This is a genomic window from Oleomonas cavernae (assembly GCF_003590945.1).
Taxonomy (GTDB): Bacteria; Pseudomonadota; Alphaproteobacteria; order Zavarziniales; family Zavarziniaceae; genus Zavarzinia; species Zavarzinia cavernae.
Window position 1 is genome coordinate 2,377,951 of record NZ_QYUK01000011.1, and the last position, 14,562, is coordinate 2,392,512.

Below are 14,562 nucleotides of genomic sequence, written 5' to 3' on the forward strand. Positions count from 1 at the left end.
GCCATGAGCAATGATCCGTTCGATCCCGCCAACTGGGATGACACCGAGCCGTCGGCGGCGCCCGGCGCCCCGGCGCCGATCCTGGAGCCGTTCTATCTCGAGGGCCTGAACCCGCAGCAGCGCGCCGCGGTCGAGGCGACCGACGGCCCCGTGCTGGTGCTGGCCGGGGCGGGCACCGGCAAGACAAGGGTGCTGACCACGCGCATCGCCCACCTGCTCGGCACCGGCAAGTCCTGGCCGGGCCAGATCCTGTCGGTGACCTTCACCAACAAGGCGGCGCGCGAGATGCAGCACCGCATCGCGCAACTGATCGGCGGCGTGGCCGACGGCCTGTCCTGGCTGGGGACCTTCCATTCGATCGCCGCGCGCATCCTGCGCCGCCATGCCGAGCTGGTGGGCCTCAAACCCAATTTCACCATCCTGGACGCCGACGACCAGTTGCGCCTGCTCAAGCAGTTGATCAGTGCCGCGGGCCTGGACGAGAAGCGCAACCCGCCCCGTGCCCTGGCCGGCCTGATCGACCGCTGGAAGAACCGTGGCCTCACCCCCGACAGGCTGAACCCGGAAGACAACCACAGCTTCGCCGACGGCCGGGGCAGGGAACTCTACACCGCCTACCAGGAACGCCTGGCGACCCTCAACGCCGCCGATTTCGGCGACCTGCTGCTGCACAACATCACGATCTTCCAGCGCGAGCCCGAGATCCTGGCACAGTGGCAGCGGCGCTTCAAATACATCCTGGTCGACGAATACCAGGACACCAACGTCGCCCAATACCTGTGGCTGCGCCTGCTGGCCCAGCGCTGGCGTAACGTCTGCTGTGTCGGCGATGACGATCAGTCGATATACGGCTGGCGTGGCGCCGAGGTGGGCAACATCCTGCGTTTCGAGAGTGACTTTCCCGGTGCCAAGGTGATCCGATTGGAGCGCAATTATCGCTCGACCGGGCATATCCTGGGGGCGGCGTCCGGCCTGATCAAGGCCAACGAGGGGCGCCTGGGCAAGACCCTGTGGACCGAGGACGCGTTGGGCGAGAAGGTCCAGGTCACCGGCTATTGGGACGGCGAGGAAGAGGCGCGCGGCATCTCGGACGCGATCGAGGGCATGCGCGGCCATGGCCGCAAGCTGGCCGAGATGGCGATCCTGGTACGCGCCGGCGCCCAGACCCGCGCCTTCGAGGAGCGCTTCGTCGCGGTCGGCCTGCCCTACCGGGTGATCGGCGGCCCACGCTTCTACGAGCGCCAGGAAATCCGCGATGCCCTGGCCTATTTCCGCGTCACCGTGCAGCCCGACGACGACCTGGCCTTCGAGCGCATCGTCAATGTCCCCAAGCGCGGCCTGGGCGACGCTACGATCCAGCAGTTGCACGTCCTGGCGCGCGGCCGGGGCATCTCGCTGCACCGGGCCGCCGGCCTGATCGTCGAGACCGACGAGATGAAGCCCCGGCCACGCAGCGCCCTGCGCGACCTCATGACCGGCTTCGAGCGCTGGCGCGCCATCGGCGGCGACCTGCCGCATACCGAACTGGCGCAGACCATTCTGGACGAATCCGGCTACACCGCGATGTGGCAGGCCGACAAGTCGGCCGAAGCGCCGGGCCGGCTGGACAACCTCAAGGAATTGATCGATGCCCTGGCAGGCTTCGAGAACCTGACCGCCTTCCTCGAGCATGTCGCGTTGGTCATGGAGATCGAGCGCGGCGACGGCACCCAGGACATGGTCACCCTGATGACCCTGCACGGCGCCAAGGGCCTGGAATTTCCCGTGGTCTTCCTGCCCGGCTGGGAGGAGGGCCTGTTCCCCAGCCAGCGCAGCATGGACGAGAACGGCCTGGCTGGCCTCGAAGAGGAGCGCCGCCTGGCCTATGTCGGCCTGACCCGGGCGCGGGAGAAGGCGATCGTCAGCCACGCCGCCAACCGCCGCCTCTACGGCCAGTGGCAGAGCGCCATCCCCTCGCGCTTCATCGACGAGCTGCCGGGCGACCATGCCCAGGTGGAGGCCCGGCCCGGCCTGTGGGGCGGCCTGTCCGAGCGCGGCGGTTTCACCCCGGCGATGAACGACAGCGACCTGTTCGGCTCACGCGGACTCAGCCCCGGGTTCCAGCGGGCGGCGCAGAACCGGGCCGCCGGCCCGGCCCCGCGCGTCGGCCCCCGCACCCTGGACCTGAACGCCGACTATGTGACGTCGAGCGATGCCGGCGGCGACTTCAAGGCGGGCGAACGGGTGTTCCACCAGAAGTTCGGCTATGGCCGCATCAGCCATATCGACGGTAACAAGCTGGACATCAATTTCGAGAAAGCGGGGACGAAGAAGGTGATCGCCAGCTTCGTCACCAAGGCGTGAGGATCATGAGATCTCCATTCAGCGTCATCCCGGCGAAGGCCGGGATCCATTGCGACATCGCGCGCTGCCCCGGAATGGATCCCGGCCTTCGCCGGGATGACGATTTTGGGGTGCCGGCATGAGCGACTCCGCAGGCCTGATCGAGGCGCGGCTGATCCTGCCGCCGGAGGCCGTGGCGGCGTTCGAACTGATGCTGTCGGATGTGGTGGTTGCGCTGTCGAGCATCACCCGCGACGACGGCGCCACCTGGGAGTTGGAAGCCCTGCTGGCGCCGGGCGGCGACGACGGCGCCCTGGCGCAGGCGCTGGAACAGGCCGCCGGCATCGCCGGCATCGACCTGCCTGAGATCGAGTGGCGGGTGCTGCCCGATGTCGACTGGGTGTCGGAGACCCAGAAGATCCTGAAGCCCCTGCCGATTGGCCGCTTCTGGATCCATGGCCCCGACGCGCCCGAGGTCCCGCCGGTCTCGGCGATCGCGCTGGAAATCGAGGCGGGCCTCGCCTTCGGGACCGGCCGCCATGCCACCACCTCGGGCTGCGTCCTGGCGCTGGAGCGCCTGGCCCGGCGGCGGCGGTTCGACAAGGTCATCGATGTCGGCTGCGGCTCCGGCATCCTGGCCATGGCGGCCGAGAAATTGTGGCATCCCGCCGTGCTGTGGGCGACCGATATCGACCCGGTGGCGGTCGAAACCGCCAGGGACAATGCGGCCAAGAACGGGCTGTGGGACGCGGCGCTCTACACCACCGCGGACGGCATGACCGAGCGGCAGGTCAAGGCGGCGGGCCGCTTCGACCTGATCATCGCCAACATCCTGGCGCGGCCGCTGATGCTGCTGGCAGCCCAGATCGAGGGCGCCCTGGCGGGCAATGGGGTGGTGGTTCTGTCGGGGCTGCTCGCGACTCAGGAGGCCATGGTGCTGTCCGCCTATCGGACGCGCGGCCTCTACCTGGTGGAGCGGACGGTAAAAGAGGGCTGGGCGACCCTGACCCTCGCCCGCTGAGGCGGGGAGGTCAGGATCGCCCAGACCGGCATCACGTCACAATGTTTCGGTGCATCGTCGGATGCACCGGGTGCTTCAGGCCGCGAGATGACGGGGCGAATTCTCGTTCGCCACACCATTGATCGCCACCTTCGCCGTCGCCGGCACAGCAGCACCACGCCGGACCAGGCCGGCGGCGACGCGGTCGATCTGGCCGCGATCGATGCCGATATCGGCAAGGAGGCGGTCATCGAGAGCTGTCAACTCGGCATGGACGCGCTGACGCGCGATCAAGCTCTTCAGCGCCTGCACAACCATCATGGGACCCTTCGCGACAAGCATCAGAACCTCCGAGATGAAAATGCCAAGTCCAACCAGCGGTGCAATCCGCGCTGTCACAAGCGTCAGATCCGCGGTGTACTCAGGAGCGCCATTGAGCCCATGCCCAACATGCGACCGTGACGCCGTACCCGTCAGCAAGTAAGCCATTTGTTACTCCTGTTGGTTGGCGTTACCGTCGAGAAGGAATATGGCAGTGCAGCACGACTTCAGGCAGGGGGGCCGGACAGGAGAGCTATGCGCCAGGCGCATTGGAAACTTTTTATCGTCCCACTACACGCATACCTCTAACGCCGACCTGCCATGAGGCGCTCACATGAAGCTTTTGACCGACGTCATTTTTGATCCCGCCGCGCTGCGCAGCCTGGCCGGCCGGCTGCACGCGCCCGAGGCCCTGGCCGATCGGCTCGCCGCCGCGGCAGCCGCCGCGTCGGACAATCCCGACGAGATCGCCGCGGCAGTCGCCCCTGACGCACGGGGCGACGAGATCGCCTCGATCGCCGCCCTGGTGGGCAGCGCCCGGCCGCGCCTGCTGGCCTCGATCGAGGCGGGCAAGGCCGCCTCGGCCGCCCGTCTCGCCGCCTTGCGCGCGGAGATGGCGCGGCGCGGCCTCACCGGCTTTCTGGTGCCCATGGCCGACGAGCACCAGGGCGAATATATCCCGCCCGCCACCCAGCGCCTGGCCTGGCTGACCGGCTTCGGCGGTTCGGCCGGGATGGCCGTGGTCCTGGCCGAGCGGGCGGCAATTTTCGTCGATGGCCGCTATACCCTGCAGGTGCGCGACCAGGTCGACATCGCCCTGTTCGAACCCCATCACCTGATCGAGGAGCCGCCCGCAGCCTGGTTGCCCGGCGCGGTGAAGGCCGGCGATATCATCGGTTACGATCCCTGGCTGCACACCCGCGGCAGCGCCGCGTCCCTGAGCAAGGCGCTGGCCGCGGTCGGCGCCAGGCTGGTCCCGACCGACGGCAACCCGATCGATGCGGTCTGGGCCGACCGGCCGCCGGCGCCCCTGTCGGTGATGCGCCCCCACGCGCTGGCCTTCGCGGGCGAGGCACACGAGTCGAAGATCACCCGCCTGGCCGCAGGCCTGGCCGCGGAAGGTGTCGATGCCGCCGTGATCAGCGCGCCCGACGGCCTGGCCTGGCTCTTGAACGTGCGCGGCCTGGACGTGCCCAACAACCCGCTCAGCCTGGGCTTTGCCATCCTCGACACGGCCGAGGGCGGCCAGGTCCGGCTGTTCGTCGAGCCGGCCAAGATCACCGCGGCCACCCGCGCCCATCTCGGCAACCGGGTGACCCTGGCCACCCCCGACGCCCTGGGCCCGACGCTGGACAGGCTGGCGCAGGGCGGCACCACCCTTCGCATCGACCAGGCGACGGGCGCCGCCTGGCTGGCGGACCGGGTCGAGGCGGCAGGCGGCAAGGTCTCGCTGGGGCTGGACCCTTGCGCCCTGCCCCGGGCCCTGAAGAACCAGGCGGAACTGCGCGGCACCAGGGCCGCCCATGTCCGCGACGCCGGCGCCATCGTGCGCTTCCTGGCCTGGCTGGACGGTGCCGTGGCGGCGGGCGAGAGGCTGGACGAGCTGGACGTGGTGGACCGCCTGGCCTCGTTCCGGCGGGCGCACGGCCACTTCCGCGGCCCCAGCTTCGATACCATCGCCGGTTTCGGCGCCAATGGCGCGATCGTCCACTACCGGGCGTCGCCGGCAACGGCCAAGACCCTGGAACCGGGCAACCTGCTGCTGCTCGATTCCGGTGCCCAGTATCCCGACGGCACGACCGACATCACCCGGACCATGGCGATCGGCAGGCCCAGCCCGGAGCACCGCGACCGCTATACCCGCGTGCTGAAAGGTCATCTGGCGCTGGGGTCGGCGCGCTTCCCGCAGGGCACCACCGGCAGCCAGCTCGACGTGCTGGCGCGCGCGCCGCTGTGGGCGGCCGGCCTCGATTACGACCACGGCACCGGCCATGGCGTGGGCAGTTTCCTGTGCGTCCACGAAGGCCCGCACCGGATCTCCAAGGTCGCCAACACCGTCGCCCTGCAGCAGGGCATGATCGTCTCCAACGAGCCGGGCTACTACAAGACCGGGGCCTACGGCATCCGCATCGAAAACCTGATCGCGGTCACCCGCCTGCCTGATGTGCAGGGGGCCGAGCGCGAAATGCTGGGCTTCGAGACCCTGACCGTAGTGCCCTATGACCGCCGCCTGATCGACACCGCCCTGCTCGACGACCGCGAGAAGGCGCTGGTCAACGCCTATCACGCCCGGGTGCTGGCCGAGGTCGGCCCGCTGGTGGACGGCGAGGCGCACGCCTGGCTGGAGGCGGCCACCGCGCCGCTTTGATCCGGTCCCCAACATGATCCCTCTTCGCCGCTTGCGGGGGAGAGGGAAGGGGCCCATTGCGCCAGCAATGGGAAGGGTGAGGTGGTCGCGGGCGAGACTGCGCCCTATGTCGACCACCCTCCTCACCCAACCCTCTCCTCCCAGGAGGAGAGGGCTTGTCTTTGTGCTTACCCCGGCACCGTCACGATCTTGCCCCATTCTCGCCCGACCAGCGCCCGATGGGCGGATCAGGTTGCGGCCGCTCTCAACCGGGCTAAGGGGAGGCAATCGCCATGAAACAGCGTGTCCGCCATGGTGGCGATGCCTATTACGAGCCCTTGCGGCGGCGCTTTCTGGCCGGCTGCCTGTGCTGCGTCGGCGCGGCCTTGACCAGCCGGGTCGTGCTCGCCGGTACTGCGGCCGAGGCCCTGCGCGCGGCCGATGAGACCCCGGCCCCGACCATCGAGCGGATCGCCGACGGCGTCTATCTTCATACCTCCTGGGCGGTGACCGCCGACGGCCTGGTGCCGTCCAACGGCCTGGTCGTGGTCGGGCGCAACGGCGCGCTGATGATCGATACCGCCTGGACCGAAGCCGACACCGCCCTGCTGATCGAGCGGATCGACCAGTTGACCAGCGGCGCCCCCCTCCTCGTCTATGCGACCCATGCCCATGTCGACCGGCTGGGCGGGCTCGGCCTGATCAACCGGCGGGGCGAGCGCAGCATGGCGCACGAAACCACGGTCGCCGCCGCCATGAGCCGCGGCCTGGCCGTGCCGACCGAAAGCTGGATCGGCGAAGCCATGGCCTTCGAGATCGGCGACCGCCAGATCGAGCTGTTCCACCCCGGTGGCGCCCACACCCGCGACAACACGGTGGTCTATCTCGAGGATGTCGACCTGCTGTACGGCGGCTGCATGGTCCGCCCGGCCAGTGCCAGCACCCTGGGCCACCTGGCGGATGCCGACCTGGCCACCTGGCCCAACGCCCTGGGCAACCTGGTCAGCCGTTTCGGCCACCCGGCCATCGTGGTGCCCGGCCATGGCCCGGTCGGTGATGGCAGCCTGCTGACCCACAGCCTGGCCCTGGCGAGCACCACCGCCGCCGGCTGATTCTCGGCAGGCTCGCACCTGCTTGCTTGACATGTTTGTACCGACCAGTAAATTATGTACTGATTGGTACAAACATGGAGCTGCGCCGTGGCCGATGAACGCCCGCCCCTGCCGCCTTTCACCGTCGAGACCGCCACGCTGAAGGCCCGCCTGGCCGAGGATGCCTGGAACACGTGCGATCCGCTCCGGGTCTCGCTGGCCTACACGCCGGACAGCCGCTGGCGCAACCGGGCGGAATTCATCCAGGGCCGCCCGGCCATCGTGGAGTTGCTGACCCGCAAATGGGCGCGCGAACTCGACTACCGCCTGATCAAGGAATTGTGGGCCTTCCACGAGAGCCGCATCGCCGTGCGCTTCCAGTACGAATACCACGACGACTCGGGCAACTGGTTCCGCGCCCATGGCAACGAGCAGTGGGAATTCGACGAACGGGGCCTGATGCGCCGGCGCGAGGCCAGCATCAACGATGTCCGCATCACGCAAGCCGAGCGCAAATTCCTGTGGCCGGCGGGACCGCGCCCGGCCGATCATCCCGGCCTGACCGAGTTGGGTCTTTAGCGGGCAAGCACAAACCCCGAAAGACAACAATCCGAGGCAAGGACTTGCGCTATGGCTCCGTTGACGCTCTCGTCCCCCATCGGCGATATCCAGATCGTGAACGAGCCAATGCATTCATTCGGTTCGGCCGATAATTCCCGAGCCTATCGACGCGAGCACAATCTGTGCGACGGATCGGTGCGCGCCAGCTACGGGATAATCGTCGATGGCGATCCCATCGTCGTTATTGGCGTTGATCGAGCGATGCCTATTCATTCACATTCAGCCCTTGTCTGGGGAGACCGCCTGCATATCGCTCTCGGCAGCAGGATTGCCTGCTTTTCCCTAAACCCCTTCGTAATGCTCCGGGCGGTCGAGGCTGATGCCGTCATGTGTTTCGGCCTGCATTTTTCCACGGCACATAGTGCCCTGATTTGCCACGGAGAATTGCAGATCTCCCGGCTGTCGGCCGACGGCGACATCCTCTGGCAGGCGGGCGGGCGAGATATTTTCACGGGCGAGTTTGCGTTGAGGCCAGCATGTATCGAAGCGCGGGATTTCAACAACGCCGCCTATCGTTTCAGGTACGAGGACGGCGCGCTGATCTGATTCCCGACAGGAGCCTTGATGCCGAAAACCGTCGCCGAACGCGCCGATGTCATTCCCGCCCTGGCCGAAGTCTTTCGCGAGCATGGCTTCGAGGGGACCAGCCTTGCCCTGATTACGGCCCGCACCGGCCTGGGCAAGGGCAGCCTCTACAACTTCTTCCCCGGCGGGAAAGAGGAAATGGCGGCGGCGGTGCTGGACGAGATCGACGGCTGGTTCGAGGCCCAGGTCTATCGCCCCCTGCGCGAGGCGGCCGATCCGGCGCGGGCCATCGCTGACATGTTCACGTCGGTCGACGCTTATTTCCGCTCGGGCCGGCGCGTGTGCCTGGTGGGCGCCTTTGCCCTGAGCGACGTGCGCGATCGCTTCGCAGCGCGCATCAATGCCTATTTCGCGGCCTGGGGCGAGGCGCTCGCCGAGGCCCTGGTGCGGGCGGGCCGGGCCCAAGAGACCGCCCGCGACCAGGCGGAGGAAACCGTCCTGGCGATCCAGGGCGCACTGGTGCTGACCCGGGCGCTGGATGATCCCGGCACATTCGAGCGCGCCCTGCGCCGCCTTCAGGAGCGGTTGGGGGTCTGACCCAGCCGTCATTCCTGGGCAGCGCGCGACGTCTCAATGGATTCCGGCCTTCGCCGGAATGACGGTGGAGGTTAAGCGCTTAGGGCAGCGCCCTCGTGGGTCAGCAGCCAGCGCTTGCGGGCGATGCCGCCGCCGTAGCCGGTCAAGGAACCGTCGGCGCCAATCAGGCGGTGGCAGGGCACGACCACGCTGATGGGGTTGGCACCATTGGCGTGGCCCACCGCGCGCATGGCCCGGGGCCGGCCGAGGCGGGCGGCGAGCGCGCCGTAGGTCAGCGTTTCGCCTGCCGGGACGGTGCGCAGGGCGGACCAGACCTCGCGCTGGAACGGCGTGCCGCCCAGGTGGTAGGGAACGGTGTCGAGCCGGCCCAGGTCGCCGGCGAAATAGCGCTCGAGGGCATGGCGGATGGCTTTGGGGGCGGCACCCGGCTCGATCGCCACCGGACCGACCTGCCGGCACAGCAGGAGCACCATGCGCGCCTCGTAATCCGCCCAGTCGAGGGCACACAGGCGCCCCTCGCCATCGGTCACCAGCAGGGCTTGCCCGATCGGCGTCTCCAGCCGGTCGAGAAACATCAGCGGCCGCGGTGCGGCGGCCGGGGCGACAGGCCGAAGGGCACGCCCGGCGCATGCTTGCCGTTGCGAATGGTGAAGCTGGTCTTGACGCTGGCGACATTGGGGGCGGGCGTCAGCTCGCGGGTCAGGAAGCCTTGGAATTCCGCCAGGTCGCGGGCGACGATTTTCAGAATGAAGTCGATTTCGCCGTTCAGCATCCAGCATTCGCGCACCAGCGGCATGGCGCGGACCCGCTCCTCGAAGGCGACCAGGTCGGTCTCGGCCTGGGAGGCGAGGCCGACCATGGCGAAGACCGTGACCTCGAAGCCCAGCGATTCGGCATCGACCTCGGCGTGGTAGCCCTTGATGAAGCCCGACTCCTCGAGCGCGCGGACCCGGCGCAGGCAGGGCGGGGCGGAAATCCCGACTTGGCGGGCCAGATCGACATTCGTCATGCGGCCGTCTGCCTGCAAATGCTCGAGGATCTGCAAATCGATGTCGTCGAGCTTTACCTTGGTCATGAACTCCCCCTGCGGCACCGCCATTATTGTGCCGAGGACCGCTGGACGAAAGAAAATTTCACTTTGCCTGCCCAATGCGTCGAGATTTCGTCGACGCGCGGGGGATTAGACGCCAGAATCCGCCGCCGTCAAGCGATTGCGCGGAAGGCGCGCGGCGCCTCTTGGCGGGCCATGCGGCTAGCGCATATCATAGTCTGTGCAGAGCGTCCCATATAAGCGATTCTCTCGCCCAGTCCGCCAGGAGCCGGCGGCGGCCCCGATCCCGGGGTATCGAATTTCGGAGTGTAGACGATGTCCGAGCGCCGCCATGCGAAGGTGCTGATCATTGGTTCCGGTCCGGCGGGCTGCACCGCGGCGATCTATGCCGCGCGCGCCTGCCTGGACCCCGTGCTGGTCCGCGGCCTGACTCCGGGCGGCCAGTTGACCATCACCACCGAGGTCGAGAACTACCCGGGCTTTGCCGAAGTGATCCAGGGCCCCTGGCTGATGGAGCAGATGGAGGCGCAGGCGCGCCACGTCGGCACCACCCTGATCGACGACATCATCACCGAGGTCGACCTGTCGCGCCGTCCGTTCCGCCTGAAAGGCGATTCCGGCACCGAATACACGGCCGACACCCTGATCATCGCGACCGGGGCCAGCGCCAAATGGCTGGGCCTGCCGTCGGAACAGCAGTTCCAGGGCTTTGGCGTCTCGGCCTGTGCCACCTGCGACGGCTTCTTCTATCGCGGCAAGGAGGTCGTGGTGGTGGGCGGCGGCAACACGGCGGTCGAAGAGGCGCTGTACCTGACCAACCACGCGACCAAGGTGACCTTGATCCACCGCCGCGGCGAATTGCGGGCAGACAAGACCAACCAGAACCGCCTGCTGGCGCATCCCAAGATCTCGGTCGCCTGGAACAGCGAGATTGCCGAGATCGTCGGCGGCGACGATCCGCCGGGCGTCACCGGCGTGCGCCTGCGCAATGTGGGGACCGGGGCGATCTCGGACCTGGCAACCGACGGCGTCTTCGTCGCCATCGGTCACACGCCGGCGACCGAGCTGTTCAAGGGCAAGCTGCCGATGGACGAGCAGGGCTATCTGCTGACCGCGCCGGACTCGACGGCAACCGCCGTGCCCGGCGTCTTCGCCGCGGGTGACGTGAAGGACAAGATCTTCAGGCAGGCCGTAACCGCCGCCGGCATGGGCTGCATGGCCGCCCTGGAGGCCGAGCGCTTCCTGGGCGAGCACGAGCACGAAGCCCAGGCGGCAGCAGCCGAGTGAACAGGCAAGAGAAGCCTCGAGGCACGACCAGCCGCCGGGCGGATCGGGCGCGACAGGGGGACGCGCGATGATGGATTGGGACAAGCTCAGAATTTTTCACGCCGTCGCCGAGGCCGGCAGCTTCACCCATGCGGGCGAAGTGCTGAACCTGTCGCAATCGGCGGTCAGCCGGCAGATCAGCGCGCTCGAGGAAAGCCTCAAGGTCTCGCTGTTCCACCGCCATGCCCGCGGCCTGATCCTGACCGAACAGGGCGAGTTGCTGTTCCGCACCGCCCACGACGTCTTTGCCAAGCTGGCCATGGCCGAGGCCATGCTGGCGGATTCCAAGGACAAGCCACGCGGCGAACTGCGCGTCACCACCACGGTCAGCTTCGGCATGCTGTGGCTGACCCCGCGCATCAAGGAATTCGCGGATCTCTACCCCGATATCCGGGTGCACCTGATCCTGGACGACGACGAGCTGGACCTGGGCATGCGCGAGGCCGATATCGCCATCCGCTTCCGCGCCCCCGTCCAGGCCGACCTGGTGCAACGCCGCCTGGTGCAGGTGACCAATCACCTCTATGCCGCACCCAGTTACATCAAGCGCCACGGCGCGCCCAAGAGCATCGAGGATCTCGACAACCACGCCATCCTGGTCTACGGCGCGGCCGTGCCCCAGCCGCTGGCGGACGTGAACTGGCTGCTCAACAAGACCGCCGACCTGTCGAAGCAGCGCAAGCCGATCTTCACGGTGAACAACATCTATGCCCTGATGCTGGCCGTCGAGTCGGGGCTGGGCGTCGCCGCCCTGCCCGACTACGTGGCGCGCGGCAATACCAAGCTGACCCAGGTGCTGCCGGACTATGCCGGCCCCACCTTCGACACCTATTTCGTCTATCCCGAAGAACTGCGCGACACCAAGCGTATCGCGGTGTTCCGCGACTTCATGCTGCGCAAGGTCGCCGAATGGGGCTTTTGAGCCCCATTCGGCTTCGCCCGCGTCTCGATGTCCCCGGGTCGGGCTCTAAGCCTGCCAAAAGCCCCTCGACAGATTGCGTCGCTTGTCACGCCCCACCTTGCTCTGGAAATCGGCGATCCCCGCCTTTGCGGGCGGGTAGGGATCGATCGGGCGCTCGAGCGACAAGGCTTGATGCACCGTCATGTCGGCGCTCTTGTTGAGCGCGAACTTGGTCCGGCGCAGCGCGATCGGGTTCTTGGCCAGCATCACCTCGCTCAACGCAGCGACCTCCTTGTCGAGATCCTCGGGCGCGCAGATCTTGTTGACCAGGTTGTAGCGCTCGGCCGTCTCGGTGTCGAAAAGCGCGCCGATCATGTTCCATTCCTTGGCCTTGCGGCGGCCGGCGAAACGCGAGATGCGGGAGATGCCGCCCCAGCCCGGCGTGATGTCCCAGTCGATCTCCGGCATGCCCCAGCGGGTGCGGTTGGTGGCGATGACAAAGTCGCAAACCAGCGTCAGTTCCAGGCCGCCGCCGGTGCAGACACCGTCGACCGCGGCGATCGTGACCGGCGTCAGATCCTCGATGAGGTTGACGGTTTCCTGGTAAAGCTCGATCTGCCAATACGGGTCTTCAGGGGTCCAGTCATTGAATTCCTTGACGTCGTCACCGGCACAGAAGGTATCGCCGGCCCCGCGAATGACGAGGATGCGGCAGTCCCGGTCGGCCCGAACCTCCCGCACTGCCGCGTTCAGTTCGGCCGACAGTTCCTTGTCGAGGGCGTTATGCGCGCTCGGGCGGTTGAGGGTGATGGTGGTGACCTCGCCCTTTCGGTCGAAAATCAGTTTCTCGTAGGCCATGGCGGTTCCCCTTGGTGGTTCGCAATTGTGACTTGCGTAAGGGAACTAATGGCAAATTTAGTCTCCTTATGCAAGTGTTCATTTGTCGCCAGCCGCGAACCCGCGGCTATCGGGGCATGACGTCGATGACGAGCGAGGTGCCGCACGACCCGATCTTTGGGGCCATGGAGGCGGTGGGGGATGCCTGGTCCTGGATGATCCTCCAGGAGGCGATGTTTCATGGCACGACGCGCTTCAACGATTTCCAGCAGCGTCTGGGCATCGCGCGCAAGGTTCTTGCCAACCGCCTCGATATCCTGACCCGAAGCGAGCTCTTCGACCGGCGCGCGCTGAAAGGTGGCGGCGCGACCTTGGAGTACGTGCTCACGGCGCGGGGCTGGGACTTCTTCCCCTGTCTGGCCGTGGCGATGCGGTGGGGCGAACGATGGTTCGGCGAAGCGGCGCCTCCTGTTCACGCGCTCCATCGCGAACCTCAGCATCCCTTTCGGGCTGTGCTGTGCTGCGCACATTGCGCCAAGCCCATCCAGGCCCACGATGTCAGCGTGGTATCGATGCATCGGGCTTCCTCGGCGTTGATCGGGGCGAAGCGGCAGCGGACGCCGGATCTGGATTTGCTGGATCAGAGTGCCGCGAACCCGATGGTCAGCACCCTGCGATTCGTCGGCGATCGCTGGAGCGCGCTGGTGATCCGGGAGTGTTTCCTCGGCACGCGCCGGTTTGGCGAATTCGCCGAACACCTGGGCATCGCGCCGAACATCCTGACCAGCCGGCTCGATCGCCTTGTGACCTTGGGTGCGCTGGTCAAACGGCCCTATCAGACCAATCCGATACGCTACGAGTATCGCCTGACGGAGATGGGGTTCGATCTCTATGCCGTGCCGCTCGCCATGCTGACCTGGGGCGAGCGATGGCTTTCACCCGGCCGCCAAGGCACCCACCTCAGACATAATCCATGCGGCCGCCCGTTGGTCGCCATCCTGACCTGCGAAACATGCGGCGAACCGGCGACCGGTGCCGATGTGGCCTACTCGACGGATCCTGCAGGAACGGTTGGGACGGGCGGGGTGACTGGTGCACAATGACCGCGGCGTAGTTGGGAGGGCGCAGTTGGGGACAGATCTGGAGTGAACCCCTAGATTGAGTCAGTTAAATTGGGGACAGTTCTCGCTGAGGAGAACGCATGACCCGAGAGACGAGGCGGCGGTTCAGCCGGGCCTTCAAGCTGGCGGTGGTTGAACGATTGGCGGCGGGCGAGAGCGGTTCGGCACTGGCCCGGGAGTTGTCGATCAAGCGAGGACTGCTGTACCGCTGGCGGGATCATTTCCGCGCGGGCGGTGAACTGGCGCTGCGCCCGGGACCGGGACGGCCGAAGCAGGCGGAGGCGCGGATCCTGGCGGCGGCGCGGGGGCCGGCGTCGAGCGCCAGCGACCTGGAGCAGGCGCGCCGGCAGATCGCCGCGCTCGAGCGCAAGGTCGGCCAGCAGCAGCTGGACCTGGATTTTTTCAAGCACGCCTTGCGGCATCTCGAGGCGTCACGGCAGGCGAGCGACGCGCCTGGCGCGACGGCGTCTTCGCCTATATCCAAGCGATGACGCGCCGGCAA

General features: G+C 67.3%; 15 protein-coding genes. 11 read left to right on the forward strand and 4 right to left on the reverse strand.

The genetic code is table 11. The features are described from left to right. The first annotated feature begins 3 nt into the window (after window positions 1–3). Together D3874_RS15230 and D3874_RS15235 are read left to right on the forward strand one after the other, a co-directional pair. On the forward strand, window positions 4–2,343 hold the full coding sequence (locus D3874_RS15230; RefSeq protein WP_119778839.1) for an ATP-dependent helicase: 2,340 nt from the start codon (window positions 4–6) through the stop codon (window positions 2,341–2,343). Between the two features lie 118 nt (window positions 2,344–2,461). After that, complete coding sequence (locus D3874_RS15235) at window positions 2,462–3,343, forward strand: 50S ribosomal protein L11 methyltransferase (protein WP_119778840.1); 882 nt, start codon at window positions 2,462–2,464, stop codon at window positions 3,341–3,343. Between the two features lie 75 nt (window positions 3,344–3,418). Here D3874_RS15235 and D3874_RS30435 read toward each other — a convergent pair whose 3' ends face one another. Next, a complete protein-coding gene (locus tag D3874_RS30435) occupies window positions 3,419–3,811 on the reverse strand; it encodes a DUF1127 domain-containing protein (protein WP_233559960.1) in 393 nt (130 codons plus the stop codon). Between the two features lie 166 nt (window positions 3,812–3,977). On the opposite strand from D3874_RS30435, the gene D3874_RS15245 reads away from it, so the two are divergent. The 5 genes from D3874_RS15245 to D3874_RS15265 all read left to right on the forward strand — a co-directional run bounded on the left by D3874_RS15245 (window position 3,978) and on the right by D3874_RS15265 (window position 8,824). Then, a complete protein-coding gene (locus D3874_RS15245; protein ID WP_119778841.1) occupies window positions 3,978–6,011 on the forward strand; it encodes an aminopeptidase P family protein in 2,034 nt (677 codons plus the stop codon). A gap of 272 nt (window positions 6,012–6,283) precedes the next feature. Next, window positions 6,284–7,102 (forward strand): subclass B1 metallo-beta-lactamase, encoded by an 819-nt coding sequence (gene bla, locus D3874_RS15250; RefSeq protein WP_119778842.1) that lies wholly within the window; start codon window positions 6,284–6,286, stop codon window positions 7,100–7,102. An 87-nt stretch (window positions 7,103–7,189) separates the two neighbouring features. Then, window positions 7,190–7,660, forward strand: coding sequence for a nuclear transport factor 2 family protein (locus tag D3874_RS15255; protein WP_119778843.1), 471 nt, complete (start codon window positions 7,190–7,192; stop codon window positions 7,658–7,660). A gap of 51 nt (window positions 7,661–7,711) precedes the next feature. Beyond that, window positions 7,712–8,248 (forward strand): hypothetical protein, encoded by a 537-nt coding sequence (locus D3874_RS28055; protein ID WP_147385684.1) that lies wholly within the window; start codon window positions 7,712–7,714, stop codon window positions 8,246–8,248. An 18-nt stretch (window positions 8,249–8,266) separates the two neighbouring features. Beyond that, entirely contained in the window at window positions 8,267–8,824 is a 558-nt protein-coding gene (locus D3874_RS15265; RefSeq protein WP_119778845.1) for a TetR/AcrR family transcriptional regulator, read from the forward strand. A gap of 71 nt (window positions 8,825–8,895) precedes the next feature. Here D3874_RS15265 and D3874_RS15270 read toward each other — a convergent pair whose 3' ends face one another. Together D3874_RS15270 and D3874_RS15275 are read right to left on the reverse strand one after the other, a co-directional pair. Next, the gene (locus D3874_RS15270) at window positions 8,896–9,399 is read right to left on the reverse strand and encodes a methylated-DNA--[protein]-cysteine S-methyltransferase (protein ID WP_119778846.1); all 504 of its coding nucleotides are present in this window, start codon (window positions 9,397–9,399) and stop codon (window positions 8,896–8,898) included. Further along, the gene (locus tag D3874_RS15275) at window positions 9,399–9,899 is read right to left on the reverse strand and encodes an Lrp/AsnC family transcriptional regulator (RefSeq protein WP_119782317.1); all 501 of its coding nucleotides are present in this window, start codon (window positions 9,897–9,899) and stop codon (window positions 9,399–9,401) included. The genes D3874_RS15270 and D3874_RS15275 overlap by 1 nt, the downstream gene beginning before the upstream one ends. 291 nt (window positions 9,900–10,190) lie before the next feature. Between D3874_RS15275 and trxB the strand changes: the two genes are divergently transcribed. Together trxB and D3874_RS15285 are read left to right on the forward strand one after the other, a co-directional pair. After that, window positions 10,191–11,162: a thioredoxin-disulfide reductase gene (gene trxB / locus D3874_RS15280; protein ID WP_119778847.1), complete on the forward strand. Its 972-nt coding sequence runs from the start codon at window positions 10,191–10,193 to the stop codon at window positions 11,160–11,162. A 70-nt stretch (window positions 11,163–11,232) separates the two neighbouring features. Further along, window positions 11,233–12,123, forward strand: a complete 891-nt coding sequence (locus D3874_RS15285) for a LysR family transcriptional regulator (protein WP_119782318.1) — start codon at window positions 11,233–11,235, stop codon at window positions 12,121–12,123. Window positions 12,124–12,168: 45 nt separating this feature from the next. Here D3874_RS15285 and D3874_RS15290 read toward each other — a convergent pair whose 3' ends face one another. Then, window positions 12,169–12,960, reverse strand: coding sequence for an enoyl-CoA hydratase/isomerase family protein (locus D3874_RS15290; RefSeq protein WP_119778848.1), 792 nt, complete (start codon window positions 12,958–12,960; stop codon window positions 12,169–12,171). 116 nt (window positions 12,961–13,076) lie between these two features. On the opposite strand from D3874_RS15290, the gene D3874_RS15295 reads away from it, so the two are divergent. Next, window positions 13,077–14,042 carry a winged helix-turn-helix transcriptional regulator gene (locus D3874_RS15295; RefSeq protein WP_158596050.1) on the forward strand — a complete coding sequence of 322 codons (966 nt, stop codon included), beginning with the start codon at window positions 13,077–13,079 and terminating at the stop codon, window positions 14,040–14,042. Window positions 14,043–14,140: 98 nt separating this feature from the next. Beyond that, entirely contained in the window at window positions 14,141–14,551 is a 411-nt protein-coding gene (locus D3874_RS15300) for a helix-turn-helix domain-containing protein (RefSeq protein ID WP_119775657.1), read from the forward strand. Window positions 14,552–14,562: the final 11 nt, after the last annotated feature.